General features: G+C 65.5%; 18 protein-coding genes. 7 read left to right on the top strand and 11 right to left on the bottom strand.

From position 1 onward, the window contains the following. Positions 1 to 22: 22 nt before the first annotated feature. Both KW843_RS00950 and KW843_RS00945 read left to right on the top strand, forming a co-directional pair. The gene (locus KW843_RS00950; protein ID WP_218293231.1) at positions 23 to 1,189 is read left to right on the top strand and encodes an ABC transporter substrate-binding protein; all 1,167 of its coding nucleotides are present in this window, start codon (positions 23 to 25) and stop codon (positions 1,187 to 1,189) included. A gap of 127 nt (positions 1,190 to 1,316) precedes the next feature. Continuing rightward, the gene (locus KW843_RS00945; RefSeq protein WP_218293230.1) at positions 1,317 to 2,480 is read left to right on the top strand and encodes an acyl-CoA dehydrogenase family protein; all 1,164 of its coding nucleotides are present in this window, start codon (positions 1,317 to 1,319) and stop codon (positions 2,478 to 2,480) included. Between the two features lie 48 nt (positions 2,481 to 2,528). On the opposite strand, the gene KW843_RS00940 is transcribed toward KW843_RS00945, so the two are convergent. After that, complete coding sequence (locus tag KW843_RS00940) at positions 2,529 to 2,831, bottom strand: hypothetical protein (RefSeq protein ID WP_225584958.1); 303 nt, start codon at positions 2,829 to 2,831, stop codon at positions 2,529 to 2,531. 186 nt (positions 2,832 to 3,017) lie between these two features. Here KW843_RS00940 and KW843_RS00935 point away from each other — a divergent pair, with 186 nt between their 5' ends. From KW843_RS00935 to KW843_RS00915, 5 genes are all read left to right on the top strand, one after another. Then, positions 3,018 to 4,223 carry an acetyl-CoA C-acetyltransferase gene (locus tag KW843_RS00935; protein WP_218293229.1) on the top strand — a complete coding sequence of 402 codons (1,206 nt, stop codon included), beginning with the start codon at positions 3,018 to 3,020 and terminating at the stop codon, positions 4,221 to 4,223. Between the two features lie 183 nt (positions 4,224 to 4,406). Continuing rightward, the gene (locus KW843_RS00930) at positions 4,407 to 6,590 is read left to right on the top strand and encodes a 3-hydroxyacyl-CoA dehydrogenase NAD-binding domain-containing protein (protein WP_218293228.1); all 2,184 of its coding nucleotides are present in this window, start codon (positions 4,407 to 4,409) and stop codon (positions 6,588 to 6,590) included. A 148-nt stretch (positions 6,591 to 6,738) separates the two neighbouring features. Continuing rightward, positions 6,739 to 7,347: a DUF5343 domain-containing protein gene (locus KW843_RS00925; protein ID WP_255594481.1), complete on the top strand. Its 609-nt coding sequence runs from the start codon at positions 6,739 to 6,741 to the stop codon at positions 7,345 to 7,347. Further along, complete coding sequence (locus KW843_RS00920) at positions 7,340 to 7,927, top strand: Swt1 family HEPN domain-containing protein (RefSeq protein WP_218293226.1); 588 nt, start codon at positions 7,340 to 7,342, stop codon at positions 7,925 to 7,927. The genes KW843_RS00925 and KW843_RS00920 overlap by 8 nt, the downstream gene beginning before the upstream one ends. Before the next feature lie 284 nt (positions 7,928 to 8,211). Then, positions 8,212 to 9,381, top strand: coding sequence for an ATP-binding protein (locus KW843_RS00915; RefSeq protein ID WP_218293225.1), 1,170 nt, complete (start codon positions 8,212 to 8,214; stop codon positions 9,379 to 9,381). A gap of 267 nt (positions 9,382 to 9,648) precedes the next feature. Here the strand turns inward: KW843_RS00915 and KW843_RS00910 are convergent, their stop codons facing one another. The 10 genes from KW843_RS00910 to KW843_RS00865 form a co-directional block, all read right to left on the bottom strand. After that, positions 9,649 to 10,557 carry a 3-keto-5-aminohexanoate cleavage protein gene (locus KW843_RS00910; protein WP_255594480.1) on the bottom strand — a complete coding sequence of 303 codons (909 nt, stop codon included), beginning with the start codon at positions 10,555 to 10,557 and terminating at the stop codon, positions 9,649 to 9,651. 18 nt (positions 10,558 to 10,575) lie between these two features. Next, a complete protein-coding gene (locus tag KW843_RS00905; protein WP_218293223.1) occupies positions 10,576 to 11,748 on the bottom strand; it encodes an acyl-CoA dehydrogenase family protein in 1,173 nt (390 codons plus the stop codon). Continuing rightward, entirely contained in the window at positions 11,745 to 13,685 is a 1,941-nt protein-coding gene (locus KW843_RS00900) for a biotin carboxylase N-terminal domain-containing protein (RefSeq protein ID WP_218293222.1), read from the bottom strand. Before KW843_RS00900 ends, KW843_RS00905 begins: the two co-directional genes overlap by 4 nt. Beyond that, positions 13,682 to 14,485: an enoyl-CoA hydratase/isomerase family protein gene (locus KW843_RS00895; protein ID WP_218293221.1), complete on the bottom strand. Its 804-nt coding sequence runs from the start codon at positions 14,483 to 14,485 to the stop codon at positions 13,682 to 13,684. The genes KW843_RS00900 and KW843_RS00895 overlap by 4 nt, the downstream gene beginning before the upstream one ends. A gap of 171 nt (positions 14,486 to 14,656) precedes the next feature. Then, positions 14,657 to 15,826, bottom strand: a complete 1,170-nt coding sequence (locus KW843_RS00890; RefSeq protein ID WP_218293220.1) for an acyl-CoA dehydrogenase family protein — start codon at positions 15,824 to 15,826, stop codon at positions 14,657 to 14,659. Positions 15,827 to 15,864: 38 nt separating this feature from the next. Then, entirely contained in the window at positions 15,865 to 16,995 is a 1,131-nt protein-coding gene (locus KW843_RS00885) for a DNA alkylation repair protein (protein ID WP_218293219.1), read from the bottom strand. A gap of 29 nt (positions 16,996 to 17,024) precedes the next feature. Further along, a complete protein-coding gene (locus KW843_RS00880) occupies positions 17,025 to 18,638 on the bottom strand; it encodes an acyl-CoA carboxylase subunit beta (RefSeq protein ID WP_218293218.1) in 1,614 nt (537 codons plus the stop codon). Continuing rightward, positions 18,635 to 19,576, bottom strand: coding sequence for an SDR family oxidoreductase (locus KW843_RS00875; RefSeq protein ID WP_218293217.1), 942 nt, complete (start codon positions 19,574 to 19,576; stop codon positions 18,635 to 18,637). The genes KW843_RS00880 and KW843_RS00875 overlap by 4 nt, the downstream gene beginning before the upstream one ends. Positions 19,577 to 19,606: 30 nt before the next feature. Continuing rightward, positions 19,607 to 20,356, bottom strand: a complete 750-nt coding sequence (locus KW843_RS00870) for a TetR/AcrR family transcriptional regulator (RefSeq protein ID WP_218293216.1) — start codon at positions 20,354 to 20,356, stop codon at positions 19,607 to 19,609. 1,019 nt (positions 20,357 to 21,375) lie between these two features. Then, on the bottom strand, positions 21,376 to 22,152 hold the full coding sequence (locus KW843_RS00865) for an enoyl-CoA hydratase (RefSeq protein WP_218293215.1): 777 nt from the start codon (positions 22,150 to 22,152) through the stop codon (positions 21,376 to 21,378). Positions 22,153 to 22,189: the final 37 nt, after the last annotated feature.

The raw sequence follows: 22,189 nt of genomic DNA, 5'->3' as shown, positions 1-22,189 counted from the left end.
GATCCATTCAAGGAGACGTGCCATGAAACTTCATCACATTGCCGCGCTGGCCATCGTGGCCATGGCCGCAGGTGCTGCGCAGGCGCAGCCCAGCCAGGGCGTGAGCAAGGACACCATCACCCTGGGCTCCATCCAGGACCTGTCCGGCCCGCTGGCGGGCTTTGGCAAGCAGGTGCGGCTGGGCATGATGCTGCGCGTGGACGAGGCCAACGAGCAAGGCGGCGTCAACGGCCGCAAGCTCGACCTGAAGGTGGAAGACTCGGGCTACGACCCCAAGAAAGCCGTGCTGGCCGCGCAGAAGCTCGTGAACCAGGACAAGATCTTCATGATGGTGGCGCACATCGGCACGGCACAGAACCTGGCCGCCATGCCGGTGCAGTTCAGCAAGAACGTGATCAACTTCTTCCCGGTCACCGCCGCGCGCGAGATGTACGAGCCCTTCCACAAGCTCAAGTATTCGTTCGCCGCCACCTACTACGACCAGATCCGCCTGGCCGCACCCAAGCTCATCAAGGAAAAAGGCGCCAAGAAGGTCTGCACCATCTACCAGGACGATGAGTTCGGCCTGGAGGTGATGCGTGGCGGCGAGGCGGCGCTCAAGTCCCTGGGTATGGAGTTCACCGAGAAGACGTCGTACAAACGCGGCGCCACCGACTTCTCGTCGCAGGTCGCCAAGATGAAGTCGTCCGAATGCGACTTCGTGATACTGGGCACCATCATCCGCGAGACCATCGGCACCATCGGCGAGTCGCGCAAAACGGGCTTCAACCCCACGTTCCTGGGCTCCAGCGCCGCGTACACCGACCTCATCCACAAGCTGGGCGGCAAGCCCATGGACGGCCTGTACGCCACCATGACGGTGCAGCACCCCTACCTGGACGAGGCCAGCCAGCCCATCCGCTTCTGGGCCAACAAGTACAAGACCAAGTTCAACGAAGACCCCACGGTGTTCTCGGTCTACGGCTACGGGGCGGTGGATGCCTTCATCAAGGCAGCCCAGAAGGCAGGCACCAGCCTTACCACCGACAGCTTCATCAAGGCCATGGACACCATGGTGATCCCGCCCGACATGTTCGGCAGCGCCGAGGCCACCTACGGCCCGCAAAAGCGCCTGGGCAGCGATCTTTCGCGCCTGTCGCAGATCACCGATGGCAAGTGGAAGGTGGTGTCCGACTACGTCAAGCCATGAGGGCCTGACCACCCGCTCCCAAGCCGCCTTCGGGCGGCTTTTGTGTTTCAGGGGATGCGCTCGGCCCCAGTCGGTGGCAGAATTTAACCAAGCAGTAACTTTGCATAAATAGACCGAATCCACCGCCATGATCGAACGCACCCTCTTCCAGCCCGACCACCAGGCCTTTGCCGACAGCTTTCGCCGGTTCATCGACAAGGAGGTGGCGCCCCACCACGCCGACTGGGAAGACCAGGGCTACGTGGCGCGCGAGGTGTGGAGCCAGGCGGGCGCCAACGGCTTTCTGTGCATGAGCCTGCCCGAGGAATACGGCGGCGCCGGGGCCGACAAGCTCTACTCCGTGGCGCAGATGGAAGAGCTGGCGCGCGCCGGCACCACGGGCATCGGCTTCGGGCTGCACAGCGAGATCGTGGCGCCCTACATCCTGCACTACGGCACCGAGGAGCAAAAGCGCCGCTACCTGCCACAGATGGCCAGCGGCGCCATGGTAGGCGCCATCGCCATGAGCGAGCCCGCCGCGGGCAGCGACCTGCAGGGCATCAAGACCACCGCCATGAAAAGCGCCGATGGATCGCACTATGTGCTCAACGGCAGCAAGACCTTCATCACCAACGGCTGGCATGCCGATCTGGTGATCGTGGTCGCCAAGACCGACCCGGCGGCCGGGGCCAAGGGCACCAGCCTCTTCCTGGTGGAGCGCGGCATGCCCGGTTTTGAAAAAGGCCAGCGCCTCAAGAAGATGGGCATGAAGGCGCAGGACACCTCCGAGCTGTTCTTCACCGACGTGAAGGTGCCCGCCGCCAACCTGCTGGGCAGCCCCGCCATGGAAGGGCGCGGCTTCATCTGCCTGATGGAGCAGCTGCCGTGGGAGCGCCTGCAGATCGCCATCACCGCCGTGGCGTCCGCGCAGGCCGCCATCGACTGGACGGTGGACTATGTCAAGCAGCGCAAGGTCTTCGGCCAGAGCGTGGCCTCGTTCCAGAACACCCGCCACACCCTGGCCGAGCTGCAGACCCAGGTGCAGGTGGCCCGCGTGTTCGTGGACAAGTGCTGCGAGCTGATCACGCGCGACCAGCTCGACACCGATACCGCCAGCATGGCCAAGTACTGGACCACCGACCTGCAGTGCAAGGTGATGGACGAATGCGTGCAGCTCTTCGGCGGCTACGGCTACATGTGGGAATACCCCATCACCCGCGCCTACGCGGATGCGCGCGTGCAGCGCATCTACGGCGGCACGAACGAGATCATGAAAGAGGTGATTGCGCGCGCCATGGGCCTGGGCAAATAGCACCATGACCAGCGCCACGGACTGCGCCGCGACGGGCGCCCAACCCCGTCACAGGTACCAGGCGGCGCGGGCTTCCTCGGGGCTGAGCGGCGCGCCGGGGCGGCGGTCGGTGACATTCAACCAGGAGCGGACACCCTGGCTGCCGCTCAGGGCACGCATCAGCAGCAAACCCGCGCCGATGCCGCGAATGGCTGCCGAGCTGCGGCTGGGTGCCATGAAGGCCGCCACCGCCAGCGCGCTGGATGCGGCCAGTACCACATGGTGTTCCAGCGCAAACCCATCGCGCGTGTCGTCGTATTCCACAGCGCCACGGACCATGCGCTGCAATGCAGAGGATGTATTTCGTTTCATAGCCAAAAATGAGAGAGCAACCGCAGAAAGATAGTGCAAAAACCACCGCACGCGCGTCAGAAAGCGCGCTGTTGTGGTGTGCGCCGCCGAGGCACCGCTCGCTGCCGACCCGCATGGGGCGCGCCTCCCAAGCGCCTGCCCAATCACCCAGCGAGCTTCCAGTTTAAAGACCACCGGAGACCATTCATGACCGAAGCCTATGTATTCGACGCGCTGCGCACCCCGCGCGGCAAGGGCAAGAAGGACGGCACCCTGCACGAGGTCAAGCCCATCGACCTACTCGTGGGCCTGCTCACCGAGCTGCAGGCTCGCCACCGCTTTGACACGGCGGCGGTGGACGACGTGGTCATGGGCATCGTCTCGCCCGTGGGCGAGCAGGGCTCGGTGCTGCCCAAGGTGGCCGCACTCAAGGCCGGGTGGGACTTTCGCTGCGCGGGCGTGCAGGTCAACCGCTTCTGCGCATCGGGCCTCGAAGCGGTGAACCTGGCCGCGCAGAAAGTGCGCAGCGGCTGGGAGGATTTGGTGGTGGCGGGCGGCGTGGAGAGCATGAGCCGCGTGCCCATCGGCTCCGACGGCGGCGCCTGGGCGCAAGACCCCGCCACCAATTCGGAAACCCTGTTCGTGCCCCAGGGCATCGGCGCCGACCTGATCGCCACGCTGGATGGCTACACCCGCGCCGACGTGGATGCCTTCGCCCTCGAATCGCAGCGCCGCGCCACCGCAGCGCGCGCAGCGGGCTACTTCAAGAACTCGGTCGTGCCCGTGCGCGATTTCATCGGCCAGACCATCCTGGCCGAGGACGAATTCATCAAGCCCAAGACGACCCTTGAAGGCCTGGGTGCGCTCAAACCTTCGTTCGAGCAACTGGGCGGCATGGGATTTGACGCCGTGGCGCTGCAGCGCTACCCGCAGGTGGAGCGCATCCACCACGTGCACCACGCGGGCAACTCGTCGGGCATCGTGGATGGCGCCGCCGCCGTGCTCATCGGCAACGAGGCCGCCGCCAAGGCCCACGGCCTCACGCCCCGCGCACGCATCGTGGCCACGGCGCTGAGTGGCGCCGACCCCACCATCATGCTCACCGGCCCCGTGCCCGCTGCCAAAAAGGCGCTGGCCCGCGCGGGCATGACCATCGACCAGATCGACCTTTTTGAAGTGAACGAGGCCTTTGCCGCCGTGCCCATGCGCTTCATGCGCGAGCTGGGCGTGCCGCACGACAAGGTCAACGTGAACGGCGGCGCCATCGCCATGGGCCACCCGCTGGGCGCCACGGGCGCCATGATCCTCGGCACCCTGATTGACGAACTGCACCGCCGGGGCCAGCGCTATGGCCTAGCCACGCTGTGCGTGGGCGGCGGCATGGGCATTGCCACCATCGTTGAACGCATATGAGGAACAACCCCCTGAGCGGCTGCGCCGCTTCCCCCTTCTCTCATCGCTGCGCGATGGGAAGGGGGACGACGCCACTGGCCTGGCAAAGCCAGTTCCACGGCGTCCGCTGGCCTCGGCCACGCTTCATCTAAGGCCGCGCCCCACACCTGCGCTATGCCGTATTACAGATTCGGAGACATCAGCATGCAAACCATCCGCTACGAACTCATCCCCGCCCAGGGCACCGACGGCGAAGTTGCCGTCATCACCTTTGACGAAACCAACTCCCCCGTCAACACCATGTGCCGCCAGTGGCAGCAAGAGCTGGGCGAGGTCACCGCCCAGGTGCTGGGCGACCGCGAACGCCTGGGCACCGCGCTCAAGGGCATCGTGCTGGCATCCGCCAAGACCAGCTTCTTTGCGGGTGCCGACCTCAAGGCCACCATGCGCCTTACGCCCGCCGATGCGCCTGCCGCGTTCGGCGAAATCGAGCGCATGAAGAAGCACTTCCGCACGCTCGAAACCTTGGGGCTGCCGGTGGTGGCCTGCCTCAATGGCGCGGCGCTGGGCGGTGGCTGGGAGGTGGCGCTGGTCGCCCACTACCGCATCGCCGTGGCCGACCCCAAGATCCAGTTCGGCCTGCCCGAGGTCACGCTGGGCCTGATGCCCGGCGCCACGGGCGTGACCAAGATGACCCGCCTGCTGGGCCTGATGGGTGCGCAGCCCTACATCCTGGAAGGCAAGCTCTTCAACCCCGCCGAAGCGCTGGAGCTGCAACTGGTGCATGAGCTGGTGGCTACGCGCGAGCAACTGCTGCCCGCCGCGCTGGCCCACATCGCCACCCACCCACACACAGTGCAGCCGTGGGACGATAAGAATTACAAGATGCCGGGCGGCACACCCGCCAACCCCAAGATTGCAGGCGCGCTGACGGTAGCGCCCGCCATGCTCAAGAAGACCACGCGCGGCCGCTACCCCGCGCCAGAGGCGGCGCTGGCCGCCATGGTCGAAGGCGCCATGGTGGACTACGACACCGCCCTGCGCATCGAAAGCCGCTACCTCGCCCGCCTGATGACCGGCCCCGTGGCGCGCAACATGATCAACACGTTCTTCTTCGACATGAACGCGATCAAGAGCGGCAAATCGCGCCCCGCTGTACGTGGAGCTGTGGCCCCACGCTACAAACCCCAAAAGGTCGGCATTCTGGGCGCGGGAATGATGGGCGCGGGCATCGCCTGGGCCCAGGCCAGCCGGGGCATCGCCACCGTGCTCAAGGACGTGAGCACCGAGAAGGCCGAGGCCGGCAAGGCCTACAGCGCCAAGCTCACGCAAGCTCGCGTGGACAAGGGCCGCATGACGGCCGAGGCGCAGCAAGCGCTGCTGGCGCGCATCACGCCCACCGCCAGCGCGGCCGACCTGGCGGGCTGCGACCTCATCATCGAAGCCGTGTTCGAAAGCCGCGACCTCAAGGCCAAAGTCACGCAAGAGGCAGAGCCGCAGCTCGCACCCGGCGGCTTCTTTGCCAGCAACACCTCCACCCTGCCCATCAGCGGCCTGGCCACGGCCAGCAGCCGGCCCGAGAAGTTTGTCGGCATCCACTTCTTCAGCCCCGTGGACAAGATGAAGCTGGTGGAGATCATCCGCGGCAAACAGACGGACGACGAGACCGTGGCCCGCGCTTTCGACCATGTGCAGGCCCTGGGCAAGGTGCCCATCGTGGTCAACGACTCACGCGGCTTCTACACCAGCCGCACCTTCGGCACCTTCGTCATGGAAGGCGCCGCCATGCTGGGCGAAGGCATCCCCGCCGCCGCCATTGAAAACGCCGCCATGCAGGCCGGCCTGCCCGTGGGCCCGCTGGCCGTGCTGGACGAAACCGCGCTGACCCTGAGCGTGCATGTGCTGGACCAGACCCGCGCCGACTACGCGGCCGAAGGAAAAACCTACACCTCCACACCCGGCGAGCTGCTGGTGGAGCGCATGGTCAAGGAACTGAAGCGCCCCGGCCGCGCGGGTGGCGGCGGCTTTTACGACTACCCCGCAGGCGGCAAGAAGCACCTGTGGCCGGAGCTGAAACCTCTGTTCGAGAAGCCCGGCGTGGCATGGAGCGTGCAGGAGATCCAGGACCGTCTGCTCTACCGCCAAGCCATCGAAACTGCGCGCTGCCTGGCCGAGGGCGTGCTGACCAGCGTGCATGACGCGAATATTGGGTCGATCTTTGGGATTGGGTTTCCGGCTTGGACGGGAGGGGCGATGCAGTTTATTTATGCGATGGGCGTCCAAGAATTTTTGCGGCGGGCGGATGAGCTGACGCACAAATGGGGGGGAGGGTTTGAAGTCGATACGGTGACTCAAAGGACAATTTCTGAGTTCTTACCGACGTACTGAAGCCACCTGCAATGTCCTATACGAATGCAATTCGTGACCGTTCCCAAGTAGCTCCTGATTGCTGCGCTTTTCTTCTTGACGCCGCTTGTTCATTACATATGCTGGGTCTAGCTTTCATAAGGAGTTGGTAGTGCTCTCAAACAGATATATGGTCAGCAACAAAAACCTTCCTTCGATCATGCAGAAGATCGTTGAAGGCTCGGCGCCAGAAAAGTTCACCCTCGCTCACCTAAAAGGCATCGGTTTCACTAGCAGCAATGACCAAGGTGTCATTCCAGTTTTGAAGGATCTCAAATTTCTTGCAGCGGATGGGACGCCGACATCGCGCTATCACCACTATCGCGACAAGTCTCAGTCCAAACGAGTATTGGGAGAGGCTCTGCGAGAGGCTTACGAAGACCTCTTTCACATTAACGAACAGCCAACGGAAGCGGACCGCCAAGCAATCATTGGACGGTTTAAGTCAACTCACAACGCCACAGACTTGGTTGCCGAAAGGCAGTCAGCCACCTTCTTTGCTCTACTAAAGATGGCCGATCTTCCTCGTGCTGGAAAATCTCAAGCACAGCAAGTAGAACCGCCACCCCCACCGATTCCAAGTCCGACAGCGCCTCCTCCTGAACGAACGACGGGACTCTCTTCAATGGGGTTTTCTGGGCTTAGGTACAACATCGAAGTGCACCTCCCGGCAACCAAAGATGTTGAGGTGTACAACGCGATTTTCAAATCACTCCGAGAGCATCTTTTAGATGATTGAAACAAAGGATCTCCGTGACTGGCTGTTCCGTGGCCTGATGTTTGAATCTGAAGCGGAGAAATTTAGATCTGCAGGGATTCAGGTCGGCGCAGATGTTTCACGCACTGAAAGGGAGTTGCAGCAGGAGACGCTTGCACCTTTCGGTGTTGACGTGAGAGGCGAAGCTATGCGTATGGCTAGACTTTACGCACTCTTGTATTGCTTCGAGAACTCTGTTCGTGAGCTCATTACAGACCGTTTACGCGAACGACATGGGGATCATTGGTGGACGACAAAAGTCCCCCGCAAGGTTCAGGAATTCGCAGCGGCACGACAGAAAGATGCCGTGGACAATTCTTGGCTAGAAGGAATGACAAAAGACCCACTCAGCTTCGTACAGTTTGGTCACCTATCTGACATCATCATCGCAAGTTGGGATGACTTTTCCGACTTGATAACTTCACAGCACTGGCTAAAGCAGCGACTTGAAGAGTTGGAGCGTGCAAGAAACTACATCGCTCATAACCGATATCTTTTACCAGCCGAATTCCAACGCATTGAAATGTATGTAAATGACTGGAATCGAATGGTTGGCCTGTAGCCAGCTTGATCCGCTGACCGTGCGTGCTCGACTCCAATACTGATCTCAGACTCTGACGAAGCGCACGCGATGCTAATTGCACATAGTGGTGCGCGCGTAGATAGCAACAACCACGGCCATCAACAATCGAACCCCGCCTTCTTTGCCTCCCGACCAGCGATGCGCAGATGGCCGCCCAGCTCAACCACGCACTAGTGCATGGGCCAACTAGGGCGGGCACCTTGTAGCAGGTAGATTACTCAATCATCATTGCATATTGATCATTCAACGATCAAAATGCATGGATGATTGCCCGCCAACTCAGCCCACTGCTAGATGAACGCCTCGCCTTCTACCCCGGCATCGTCCTGCTGGGCCCACGCCAGGTAGGCAAGACCACGTTGGCCAAGGCCATTGCCGCGCTGCACCCCGGCGCGCTGTTCCTTGACCTGGAGCGCCCCGCCGACCGAGCGCAGTTGGCCGAACCCGAACTCTTCCTGGCGCAGCACCGTGACCGGCTGGTGGTGATGGACGAGGTGCAGATGCTGCCCGATCTGTTCACCCACCTGCGCCCAGAGATTGATGCTGACCGGCGGCCTGGACGGTTTCTGCTGCTGGGGTCTGCCAGCGGGGCGATGCTGCGGCAACGCTCAGAGTCGCTGGCCGGGCGCGTGGGCTACCTGGAGCTGACGCCGCTGCTCGCCAACGAGGTGGCTGCCACCAACGACCTGGGCAAGCTGCAGCAGCTGTGGCTCCGGGGCGGCTTTCCGCTGGCGCACTTGGCGCCGAGCGACCGGCTGGCCTATGCATGGCGGCAGGACTTTATTCAGACCTTTTTGCAGCGCGACCTGCCGCAGATGGGCGTGGGTGTGGCGGCCGATACGCTGCACCGGTTCTGGCGCATGCTGGCGCATTTGCAGGGGCAGCTGTTCAATGCGTCGCAGCTTGGGCAGTCGCTGGGTGGGGCATCGCACACCACCGCTGCGCGCTACCTGGACACCCTGGTGGACACGATGCTGGTGCGTCGGCTGGAGCCGCATTTGCCCAACGTGGGCAAGCGGTTGGTGAAGTCGCCCAAGGTCTACATCCGCGACAGCGGCCTTCTGCATGCGCTGCTCAACATCGCCAGTTTGTCGGACCTGCAAGGCCACCCCATCGTCGGCGCGTCGTGGGAGGGGTTTGTGGTGGAGCAGGTAGCGGCGCACCTGCCCGAAGGAGCGCAACTGGGTTTTTATCGCACGGCAGCCGGTGCTGAAATGGACATCGTGGTGCAGGCCGGGCAGCGCTCCATGTGCATCGAGGTGAAGTTCTCGTCCGCGCCCACGGTGACCAAGGGCTTCTGGCATGCGCGCGAAGATTTGCAGCCCACGCGCACGGTGGTGGTGGCGCCGGTGGAGCGGCGCTATCCGCTGAAGGATGGGGTGGAGGTGGTGCCTGTGAGTGCCATTGCGGAACTACTGGCTGAACTGGGTTGAGCTGAGCTTCTTTTTTAACGGGCGCAGACTGCAAATGCACACTAGCCATCACGCCTAATTGCTATACAAAACATAGCTATTTGCGCTTATCCATCCGGCGCCAGAGGCCAAAAAGGCTGAATTTTTGGCCCGCCTAAGGGATCAGCACCCGCTTTCACTCTTGAATGCGCTGCCCATATATCGCAAACTTTTCCTTGTAAATTGATCGACCATCGATCAATTTACAAGGACATTCGACAACGTTATTCGAAAAATGAGCCAGGACATTTATGCACCGGCAGTCGCAGCGCCAATTGCCTTCAACCCCAACATCCCCCGCGCCTCCTTCGGAGAAGCCACCTCCCGCCCCGCATTGCGCGCGTATTCCGCCAGCTTCTCGATCAACGGCCCGTTCGAATCCGCCTTCGTCCCGTCCGGCAGATAGAACGTGTCCTCCAGCCCTGTACGCAAATGCCCGCCCAGCTCGGCCACGCGCTGGTGCACGGGCCAGATCTCGCTGCGGCCGATGACGGTGGCTTGCCAGGGGGCGTCCTTGATTTTCAGCTTGAGCAAGATGGGCAGCAGGTCCGCGTCCGCAGGCATGCCGGATTCAACGCCCATCACGAAGTTGTATTCAGGCAGGCCCTGCGTGTACATACCGGTCTGCACATACATCTCCACGCAGCGCACGATGCCCACGTCGAAGCATTCGAACTCGGGCAGCGTGCCGGTCTCCAGCATCACGTCGATGAAGTCCTTGACCTTGGCGGGCTGGTTGTCGAACAGCATGGGCGGCCAGGCCCAGGTGCCGTTGCTGCGCACCTTCAGGTAGTTGAGCGAGCCGGCGTTGCACGCCGCCATCTCGGGGCGGGTGGCACGCAAGCAGTCGAGCGGGCCCTGGTAATGGGGGCCGACCACGCCGGTGGTCTGGTTGATGATCAAGCCCGGGCAGGCCTCGCGCATGGCTTGCACGCAGTCGCGTGCCACCTGCGGGTCCCAGCTGGGCAGGTGGCCTTTGCCGGGCTCCTGGTTGCGAAAGTGCACGTGAACCACGGCGGCGCCTGCGTCGTAGGCGCGGCGGGCTTCTTTCGCCAATTGCTCGGGCGTGACGGGCACATGGTGCTGGCCGGGGTCCGTCAGCACGCCGGTGATGGCGCAGGTGATGATGGCTTTGCTGCCGTGGTCGGTGCTGTGCATGGGGCCTGTCTCCTTCATTCAAATGCCGAGCTGGCGTGCAGCCAGGTCTTTCATGATTTCTTCCGCCCCGCCGCCGATCATCATGACCTTGACCTCGCGGTAGATGCGCTCGCTGACGGTGCCGCGCATGAAGCCCATGCCGCCCAGGATCTGCACGGCCTGGTCGGCGCAGAACTGCATGGTTTGGGTGGCGTGGTTCTTGAGCAGACAGACGTTTGCGACCCATTCAGGGCCTGTGCGGCCTGCATCAGCCTGTGCGGCCACGGATTCGCACCACGCGGCGGTGGACTGGATGCGCATCTGCATGTCCACCAGCTTGTGGCGGATGACCTGGTGCTCCACCAGCGCGGCGCCAAAGGTCTTGCGCTGGCGGGCCCAGGCCAGGGCCTCGTCGTAGCAGGCCTCGGCAAAGCCCAGGGCCGATGCGGCGAGGCCAAAGCGCTCGCCATTGAAGTTGGCCATGATGATGCGAAAGCCCGCGCCCTCTTCGCCCAGCAGGTAGCGCGCAGGCACGCGCACGTTGTCAAAGCGCAGGTGGGCGGTGTCGGAGCAGAGCCAGCCCATCTTGTCGAGCTTGCTGCGCGACAAGCCTGCGCTGTGGCCGGGCACAAGCAGCATCGATATGCCGCCACTGCCCTTGCTTCCAGCTTCTCCCGTTCTGACAGCGACCGTGATCCAGTCCGCGCGCATGCCGGAGGTGATGAACACTTTTTCGCCGTTGACGATGTACTCATCGCCCTCGCGCCGCGCGGTGATCCGTAGCTGGGCTACGTCTGACCCGCCACCGGGCTCAGTAATCGCCAATGCCGCGATCTGCTCGCCTGCCAGCACGGGCGGGATGACCTCGGCACGCACAGCGTCGCTGCCATGGGCCAGTACCGGCGGCAGGCCGATGTTGTGCGACAGCAGGCTGGCCAGCACACCGCCGCTGGCGCCGTGGCGGCTGAGCGCGCGCCACAGCGGCAAGCGCAAGGCGTAGCTGGCAGGCGTGCCGCCGTACGGCTCGGGGTAGCCCAGGCCCAGCAGGCCCAGGTCGGCCGCGCGGCGGTACAGGCTGCGGGGGAACTCACCGGCGGCATCCCAAGCATCCACATGCGGCGCGATCTCAGTGCGGGCGAAGCGGGTGACGGTGTCGGTGAGTGCGGTGCGGTCTTCGTCGCTCACAGAACTTGCATCGGACGTGGCGGTCATGCGGGCGCTCCTTGCGTGGCGGGTGCAAAGCGGGCCAGCACCTGGCCGGGCGACACCTGCTGGCCGGGGGCCACCAGCAGCTCGGCCACCGTGGCGGCGGCAGGGCTGGCCAGGCTGTGTTCAAGCTTCATGGATTCGATGACCACCACCGTATCGCCCGCCGCCAGCGCCTGGCCTGCGGCCACGGGCAGCGCGACCACCTTGCCGTTGAAGGGGGCGCGCAGTTCGGTGGCACCACCGGCGGCGCCCGCGCGCGCAGCGGACTCCCACGATGCGTCTTCCACCCAGCCGTCCACGCCGCCGGTTTGCCAGTGCCAGCGCAACGGCCCCACCGCAACGTAATGCACGCCACGCTGGGGCAGTTGCAGCGTGAAGCTGGTGGGCTCAACGCCGGCGTGCTCTACCTGCAGCCGCCCGCTGCCCAGCTCTCGCACGACGACGGCGTGCACTTGGCCCTGGTGGCGCAGGCGCAGAGGCCGGGCCATGGAACAAGGCAGATCCGATGCCGGATTTGAAGCAAAAATGGCCTCTAGCGCAGGAGGAACAAGCGCTGATAGCTCTTCATTTAATAGCAACTCCTGCAGACCAGCAGCGTGCTCCGCCAGGAACGGAACCAGCGCCTGCCCACTGGCAAACACGGGGTGCTGCAGACACGCCGCCAGAAACGCGCGGTTGGTGGGCAGGCCCAGCACGCGGGTGTTGTGCAACGCACGAACCAGCGCGGTGATGGCCTCGGCCCGCGTGGGCGCGTGCACGATGAGCTTGCCCAGCATGGCGTCGTAGTGGGGGGTGACTTCGGCGCCCTCTTCCAGCGCATGGTCAAAACGCAGCGCGCCGGGTGCGGCCCGCTCAAACGCAGTGGCCGGTGGTGCGCTGAACTGCAGCACGCGGCCGGTGTGGGGGCGAAAGTGCGCGTCTTCGGCGCACAGGCGCACCTCGATGGCGTGGCCTTGCAGATGCACCTGGTCTTGCGTGAGCGGCAGCGGCTCGCCCCGCGCCACGCGGATTTGCCATTCCACCAGGTCCAGCCCCGTCAGCGCTTCGGTCACCGGGTGCTCCACCTGCAGGCGGGTGTTCATCTCCATCAAGAAGAAGTCTTCCCCATCCAGCAAAAACTCCACCGTGCCCGCGCCCACATACCCGGCAGCCTGCGCCAGCGCCACGGCGCAGGCGCCCATGCGCTCGCGCAGCGCTGCGTTCACGGCGGGGCTGGGGGACTCCTCAATGATCTTCTGGTGGCGGCGCTGCACGGAGCAATCGCGCTCGCCCAGGTGGATGCAGGCGCCGTGGGCGTCGGCAAAGATTTGCACCTCCACATGGCGCGGCTGCAGCAGTGCACGTTCGATCAGCAGGTCGCCACAGCCAAAGCCCGCCAGCGCCTCCGACCGGGCGCTGACCAGTGCGGCGGGCAACTGCGCCAGATCGGTGACCAAGCGCATGCCGCGCCCTCCCCCACCCGCCACGGCCTTGACCATGAGGGGCGTGCCAATGCGCGCTGCCTCAACGGCAAAACGTTCGTCGCTCTGGTCGTCGCCGGAGTACCCGGGCAAGCAGGGCACGCCGTGCGCATGGGCCAGGGCCTTGGCCCCTGACTTGCTGCCCAATGCGCGGATGGCGGCTGGCGAGGGGCCAATCCAGGTCAGGCCCGCATCGACCACGGCCTGGGCGAAGTCAGCGTTCTCGCTGAGGAAGCCATAGCCGGGGTGCACGGCATCGGCGCCGGTGGCGCGCGCTGCAGCCAGCAGCTTGTCGATGCGCAGGTAGGTGTCGGCGCTGGCGGCGCCGCCCAGCGCAACGGCCTGGGTGACTTCGCGCACATGCAGGGCGTTGGCATCGGGGGCGGAATAGACCGCGACCGTTTCGATGCCCATGCGGCGGGCGGTGTGGATGATGCGGCGGGCGATCTCTGATCGGTTCGCTACAAGGATCTTTTTCATAGCTTCGCGCTCCACGGCGGTGCCTTGCGCGCGGCAAATGCCGCCAGCCCTTGCGGCGCCTCAGGCCCACGCAGCGCTTGCGCAAAAGCCAGGGCCGCGTCGTCCAGCAGCGCGGGCAACGGCGTTTCGGGCTGAGCCAGCAACAAACGTTTGGTGGCTGCCACAGCCTGCGGCGCTGCGGCAGCGTGGCGTGCAATGGCTGCCTGCAAAGCGGCATTCATGTCACCCTCCACCAGGTCATCGACCAGGCCCAAGCGCTGGGCGGTAGCGGCATCCCAGCGCTCGCCCGTCAGCAAACACCGCCGCGCCGCCGCTGGGCCAAGGCGCCGCACCACAAAGGGCGCGATCTGCGCGGGCACGATGCCCAGCGTGACCTCGGGCGTGGCGAACTGCGCGCTGGAATGGGCCAGCACGCGGTCGGCGCAGCACACCAGGCCGAAGCCACCGCCCATCGCGGCGCCCTCCACTGCCACGATGAACCACTGCGGCAGCGCGCACAGGGCCTGCAGCAGCGCGCCGAAGCGACGGTTCAGTGGCACCAGCGGGTCAGCCTCGCCCGCAGCCAGAGGTTGGCCGATGGTGTTGGCAAAACCGCCCAGGCTGCCGCCCGCACAGAAGTGCCCACCGGCACCGCGCAGCACCACGCCACGCAGGTGGACATCGGCCGCAGCGCGCTCACACGCGGCTATCAAACCGTCAACCATCGCCTCGGAAAGCGCATTGCGGCTGGCCGGGTCGTTGAGCGTCCAGGTTTCCACACAGCCGCTGGCCAGCGGCGCGCGGGTTATCTGCAAAGGCATGTCAGGTCTCCACCGTGTTGCGCGCCACGCGCGACATACGAAACTGGCGCGGCCCAGTGCCAGGGCAGCCGAGCAAGGGCCGCCCCGCAGCGAGGGCTGCGTCCCCCTGCCCGCATTGCGCAGCAATGCGAGAGCGGGGGGAAGCGACGAAGTCGCTCAGGGGGGTGTTGCTCATCTCTTGGCGATGCCCATGAGCTTGGCGAGGATGCCCAGCATCACCTCGTCCGCACCGCCGCCAATCGACGCCAGCCGCCCGTCGCGGTACATGCGCGAGACCTTGTTCTCCAGCGTGTAGCCCATGCCGCCCCAGAACTGCAGGCAGGTGTCGGGCACCTCGCGGTTCAGGCGGCCGGCCTTGAGCTTGGCCATGCTGGCCAGCTCCAGCACGTCCTGCCCGTTCACATACAGGTCGCACGCGCGGTAGGTGAGCGCGCGCAGGGCCTCGACCTCGGTCTTGAGTTCGGCCAGCTTGAACTGCACCCACTGCTGGTCGGCCAGCGTGCTGCCAAAGAGCTTGCGCTCCTGCGCATAGTCGATGGTCCACTGGATGCAGTGGTTCAGCGATTCGAGCGTGCTGGCGGCACACCACAGGCGCTCCTCCTGGAACTGCTGCATCTGGTAGATGAAGCCCTGCCCTTCTGCGCCGATGCGATAGCGCTGCGGCACACGCACCTCGTCAAAGTAGATCAGGCCGGTGTCGCTGCTGTGCATGCCGATCTTGCGGATCTTTTGCGCCACCTCGATGCCCTTGGTGAGCTTGCCGCCGGGGCCATCGCGCATGGGCACCATCACCAGGCTCTTGTTCTTGTGCACGGGGCCCTCGCCCGTGTTGACCAGCATGCACATCCAGTCGGCCTGCAGGCTGTTGGTGATCCACATCTTCTGGCCGGTGATCACGTAGTCGTCGCCGTCCTTGCGGGCCACGCTCTTGATGCCGGACACATCGCTGCCCGCCGCAGGCTCGCTCACGCCGATGCAGCCCACCATGTCGCCCGCGATGGCCGGGGCCAGAAAGTTGCGCTTGAGTTCTTCGCTGCCGTAGCGGGCCAGCGCGGGCGTGCACATGTCGGTCTGCACGCCAATGGCCATGGGCACGCCGCCGCAGTGGATGTGGCCCAGCGTCTCGGCCATGGCCAGGCTGTACGAATAGTCCAGGCCCTGCCCGCCGTATTCCTCGGGCTTGCACAGGCCCAGCAGGCCCAGGTTGCCCATCTTCTTGAAGACCTCGTGCGCGGGGAAGATCTCGGCCGCCTCCCACTCGTCCACGTGGGGGTTGATCTCTTCGTCGATGAAGCGCTTGAGGGTCTTCTGGATCTCGCGGTGCTCGTGCGTGAACTGCATGGTGTTTGTCTCCGGTGTTTTGTTTGTGTGGATCTCGATCACGACAACTGGAACTGCCCCAGCGGCTGCGGCCGCCCGTTGAGTACCAGTTCCACCTGGTGCGCGCCGGGGTAGTGGGTGCGCGTGGTCATCTGCTGCAGCGACAGCGTCTTGCCCACGGCCACCGTGGCGCCAGGCGCTATGTCCAGCGTTTGCAGCTTGAACACCTTGGGCGCGGCACCGCCGTGGGCCTTGACGTAGTGCACCTTCAGGTCGGCCAGCACGCGCTGGGGCCGTGGCGTGGGGTTGTGCAGCTCGGCCTCGATGCGCACCTTGTCTCCGATGCGTGCGCTGGCAGGCAGCACGCGCGCGGCCCGCACGTCCAGCGCCACGGCATGCCCCACGCCCAGGGCATCGAGCGCACCAGCGTCGCCACGCTTGATGAGAAAACGCAGGCCGTGGCGCACCAGGGCTTCACGCGGGGCGGATGCGCCCTGCAGCCAGGTGCGGGCGGTGCCCACGGCCAGGTCGGGGTGATCCTTGGCGATGTCGCCTAGGTGGTTGGCCACCGAGCGGCGCACATAGGACGACGGGTCGTCCTTGAGCGCATCGAGCAACGGCAGGGCCAGTTGCGGGTTGGCCTGGAACGCGGGCAGGCGCGGTGCCCAGGGCAGGCGGGGCCGCGTGCCTTCGCTCACCAGGCGGCGCACATGGGCGTTGCCGTCCTGCGCCCAGTTCCGCAGCCGCGCGAGCGTGGCGCCCTGGTGGTGCAGCAGGTAGGGGCGGATGCAGAACTCGGCGGTAAAGCGCTGGGTCAGCGCGTGCTGCGCGGCCATGGCCGCCTCGAAATGCGGCAGGCCGTGTGTGCCGATGTAGATGCTGTGCGGCAGGTACAGGAAGGCGCTGTAGGGCCGGTCACCCGCGTCGGGTTCGCCAGCGGCATCGAGGCCCATGGGTGGGTCCATCGAATCGACCAACACACCCAGCGCGCGTGGCACGTCTTGCGGCAGGTGCGCCTGCAGGGACTGCGCGATGCGCTGGCCGCGTGCCATCAGCTCCAGCGATTCATAGCCGGGCTCGATCTGCCCTAGGAAGGCCTTGGAGTCGAAGGACCGCCACGCACGCCGCACCATGGCCGCAATGCGCGGCGGCACGGTGTCGTTGAGCAGGTGTTTGAGAGGCTCGGCCATCGTGGTGATTGCGCGCTTTGGCGTGGCTTTTACATCCGCGCCACGCCAAAGCTCAGGGGCCGCAACGTGCGGGCCTGTGCCTCGGCGCAGGTGTCCAGGCAAAACGCCAGCACAGCCCGCGTGTCGCGCGGGTCGATCACGCCGTCGTCCAGCAGCAGGCCGCTGGTGTAGAACGCATCGGCCTGGGCCTCGAACATGGCGACGATCTTGTCGAACTGGGCCTGCGATTCGGCGGGGTCGGGCGTGATGCCTTTGCGCGCCAGTGCCGCCTCGGTCACGATCTGCATGGTGCGCGCGGCCTGCTCGCCGCCCATCACGGCCGTCTTGGCCCCGGGCCAGCTGAACAGGAAGCGCGGCGCATAGCCGCGCCCGCACATGCCGTAGTTGCCCGCGCCAAAGCTGGCGCCGCACTGGATGGTGATCTGAGGCACGGTGGCGTTGGTCACGGCCTGGATCATCTTGCTGCCGTGCTTGATCATGCCGCCCTGCTCGCTGTCCTTGCCCACCATGTAGCCGGTAGTGTTCTGCAGGTAGATGATGGGGTGGCCCAGCTGGCACATCCACTGGATGAAGTGCGTGGCCTTGTTCGCACCCGCCACGTCGATGGGGCCGTTGTTGCTGATGAAGCCCACGGCGTGGCCGCCAATGCGGCCCTGGGCGCACAGGGTGGCCATGCCGTAGCGCGCCTTGAACTCGAGCAGCTCAGACCCATCCACCAGCCGTGCGATGACCTCGCGCATGTCCACGGGCTGGCGCAGGTCGGCGGGCATCAGCGCCAGCAGGTCGTCGGCCGGCAGTGTGGGCGCAGGTGCTGTGGCGCGCGGCAGCGCGGCCCAGCCGGTCTGCGCGATCACGTCGCGCGCCATGCCGATGGCCTCGCGGTCGTCCAGCGCCAGGTATTCGCCCAGGCCCGAGACGGCGGTGTGCATCTCGGCGCCGCCCAGTTCTTCTTCCGTCGCGATCTCGCCCGTCGCAGCCATGAGCAGCGGCGGCCCGGCCAGAAAGGCGCGCGAGCGGCCCTGCACCATGATGACCACGTCCGACAGCCCCGGCATGTAGGCCCCGCCCGCCGTGCCCGAGCCGTGCTGCACGGTGATCACCGGAATGCCCGCCGCCGACAGCCGCGCGAGGTTGCGGAACAGTGTGCCGCCGTGCACGAAGCCTTCGACCCGGTAGCGCATGAGGTTGGCGCCCGCACTCTCGACCAGGTGCACGAAGGGCAGGCGCTCGCGCAGCGCGATCTCCTGCACGCGCAGAATCTTTTCCAGGCCCATGGGCTGGATGGCCCCCGCCTCGATGCCGGAGTCGCTGGCCACCACCATGCAGCGCACGCCGCTGACCAACCCGATGCCGGCGATCATCCCGCCGCCGGGCACGGACTTTGCCGGGTCCTTCACATCCTGCAGGTAGCCCGCCAGGGTGCACAGCGGCAGCCAGGGCGCGCCCGCATCCAGCAGCAGCGCCACGCGCTGGCGCGGCAGCAGCTGGCCGCGTTTGTCGAACTGGGGGAGCGACCGGGCCGAGGCGGCGGCGGCACGCTCTTCCAATGCGCGCAGGGCATCGAGGCGCGCGGCCAGGGCAGCGCGGCGCTGTTGCGCATCGGGTGCGCCGGAGTGAAAGCGCGAAGCAAAGGCGGAGGTCATTCAGAGTCCTTGGACGCACTGGAAGCCTGCTCGGCAGACGCCGCAAACACCCGCGGCACCTGTGCGCGGTGAAAGCCCCCGTAGGGCTTCACGGCGGCGCGCTGCTGCGTGGCGGCATCGGGCACGCGCAGCGGCCAACCCAGGCGCACCTGCGGCCGCGCGCCATCCACGCGCAGCGTGCTGCCGCTGATGAAGCTGGCGGCCGGGCTGAGCAGGAAGACGATGGCCGCCGACACCTCGGCCTCGTTGCCGAAGCGGCCCAGCGGCACGGTCTGCGGCATGGCGCGCAGCGTGTGCGCGGCGGCGGGCGGGTAGTTGTCCATGCCGCTCGATGCGATGTAGCCCGGCGCGACGGCATTCACGCGCACGCCGCTGCAGGCCCATTCGAGCGCGGCGGTTTCGGTGAAGCTGACCATGCCCGCGCGCGCCGCGCCGCTGTGCCCCATGCCGGGCATGGAGCCCCACATGTCGGCCACGATGTTGACTACTGAGCCGCCGTTCGACGCCATCCACTGCCGGTAGCACTCGCGCGCCACCAGGAAGCCGCCGGTGAGGTTGGTGTGCAGCACCGCCTCCCAGCCCCTGGCGCTGATGGATTCGAGCGGCGACATGAACTGCCCGCCCGCGTTGTTCACCAGTCCATCGATGCGCCCGTGCGCGGCCAGCACCTGCTGCACCAGCACCACCACCGCGTCTTCGGAACGGATGTCGCACGCGTGCCAGGACGCTGCGCCGCCATCCACGGCGATCTCATCGGCTACGGCCTGCAGCTTCTCTGGCTTGCGGCCCACCAGCACCACCTGCGCGCCCAGGCGCGCCAGCTCGTGCGCGGTGCAGCGGCCGATGCCCGAGCCGCCGCCCGTGACGACGACCACCTGGCCGGCGAACAGGCCCGGGGCAAACACAGACTGATAAACACTCGGAACCGTGGGGGCCATGGTGGTCCAGCCTTTTTTGTATTTTTTTGTTTATGCGCGGATGAAAAGGGCCAGGGCCTCGTCGGTCAGCGCATCGAGCGACTTGCCCTTCTTGGGCGAGAACCACTGCACGGCCCAGTTGAGCGCGCCAAAGATGAACAGCCGCGCCACGCCAGGATTTGCCTGCAGCGCGCCCTGCTGCGCGAGGGCATCAAGCGCGGGCATCCACGCGGCCTCGTAGCTGTCCTTGATGCGCGCAATGCCCTTGCGCTGCGCGGGCGTGAGCGAGCGCCATTCGTAGAGCATCACCGGGATGAAGCTGCTGCGCGGGCCGAGCAGGATCTCGAAGTGGTGGCGGATCAGCGTGCGCAGCTGCGCGCGTGGCGCTGCGCCAGCAGGCAGGGCCTCCAGCGCCTGCTGCTGGCTCTGCGTGGCCATGGTCATGCCCTCGCTCATCACGGCGTAAAGCAGCGCGCTTTTGCTTTCGAAGTGGTAGAAGGGCGAGCCGCTGTGCATGCCTGCGGCGGCGGCAATATCGCGCGTGCTGGTGGCCGCGAAGCCCTGCGTGCGGAACAGTTTGGCGGCGCCGTCCATGAGCTTGCGGCGGCGGTTGCCATCGTCGAGTTCTTCGGCGGTCTTGCGCGGGCGGCCGCGGGGGCGGCGTGGGGGGTCTTCGGCTGCCGTGGTTTCTGTGGGGATGGGGTTGGCGACGAGGGACGCTGCGGCCTTGCCACGGGGGCGGGCCGGGGTTTTCTTTTGCGGGGGGGTGATGGCGCGGGCGCGCGGCACGGGTGAGTCCATGCAGGCACGATAGCAAAACTGTTTATTTTTAGCAAGCAAGTGCTTGGTAAAAATAGGTGCTGTGATTGCGGGTTGTTTTGCCTGGCGGGATTTTGGGTGTTTTTTTGCCTTTAGCGCTTATCCATCAAGCGCTAGAAGCTATTGTTTTTATAGTATGCAGCGTGCCTGAACGAAGGGCGGAGGCCGGGGTGTGCGCCCGGCGGCGCAGTAACTTTCTCTTGGGTCGCCAAGAGAAAGTCACCAAGGAGAAGGCGACCCTGCTGTCTGCGACCCCTTCGCTGCGCTACGGGGCAAACTGGGGTGCTCGGTCACGGGGTGCACCGCAGAACTCGCTGTGCGCCCCAGGCGCATCCAGAAGGGAACCCGCAGCCGGACATCCATTCGGGCCGTCGCCGCGCTCGGCCCAGCCTGCGCAGCGCGTGGCGCGTGGCGCTTGCGCCCGCGAGATGGGGCCGAGCGAAGCAAAGGCCCGTGTGGCTATTCGGCTGTCTGGATGTTCGGCGGTCCACCCCCTGCTGGCTGCGCCTGCGGCGGGGCGGTTGCGGGGTGAGCATGGGCGTCGCAGCGCCCATGCCTCGTGCTCTGACTCGCCGTGGTTGTCCGAGTGGCGCGCGCCAGCGCAAAGCGAGTTCCACGGCGCACCCCGCAACCGCACCGACGCAGGTGGCCCCTTCGCACTGCGAAGGGGTCGCAGACTGGGGGGCGCCCTTTCTTTGGTGACTTTCTTTCGGCGACGCGAAAGAAAGTTACTCGCATGCCGGGCGACTCCCGGCCTCTGCCCTCAAACCAAGCATGCTTTTCAAACCAGCACGCCCTGGCATCGATGGGCTCAGCCCGAACGGTAGGCAGAAACTCGATGACTATAAAAACAATAGCTGCTAGCGCTTGATAGAAAAGCGCTAGCAGCCAAAATGACCAAGAACCGGGGGCCCAGAGTGCGCCGAAATCCAGCCGGCGCTTTTGGCAAAAGATCGTTCAGCCCGCTACGCGGTCTGCACCGCTATCGCGGCGGCCAGATTTCAGCTCTTGCTGAAATCTGGCTTTCTCTTTTCCATAAACGCCGAGAACGCTTCCCGCGCTGCCGGCTCGCGCAGCATGCGACCAAAGCTCGCGCCCTCTTCCGCCATCACCGCCAGCACCTTCCCCGTCTGCCCCCCCTTCATCAGCCGCTTGGTCTCGATCAGCGCCGACAGCGGCTTGGCCGCCAGCTTGCGCGCCTGCGCCTGCGCCACGCCATTGCACTCGGTCGGCGGCACCACGCGGTTGACCAGGCCCACTTCCAGGGCGGCCTCGGCCATGAAGGGCTCGCCCAGCAGCAGCGCCTCGGCCGCGCGGTGATAGCCCAGCATCTGCGGCACCAGCAGGCTCGATGCGGCCTCGGGGCACAGCCCCAGGTTCACGAAGGGCATGGAGAACGCCGCGTTGTCGCCCGCATAGACCAGGTCGCAATGGAACAGCATGGTCGTGCCGATGCCCACGGCGGGGCCACACACCGAGGCGATGATGGGCTTGGGAAAGGCCGCGATGCCGTGCAGGAAGCGGAACACGGGCGAATCCTGCGTGGCGGGCGGCTGCTTCAAAAAGTCGCCGATGTCATTGCCCGCGCTGAAGATCGCCACGTCGCCCTGGAACACCACCACGCGCACGCTGGCATCGGCCTCGGCAGCGGCCAGGGCATCGGCCATGGCGGCATACATGGTGGTGGTGATGGAGTTCTTCTTGTCCACACGGTTGAAGGTGATGGTGGCCACACCGGCTTCGGTGTGGACGAGGATGTCTTGGGTGGCGTCGGTCATGGTGGTGAAGGTTCCGGGGTCGGATGGATGAGGACGG

Source organism: Acidovorax sp. sif1233 (assembly GCF_019218755.1).
Taxonomy (GTDB): Bacteria; Pseudomonadota; Gammaproteobacteria; order Burkholderiales; family Burkholderiaceae_C; genus Acidovorax.
Note: the sequence above shows the minus strand (reverse complement) of the source record. Positions and strands in the feature narration are given on the sequence as shown.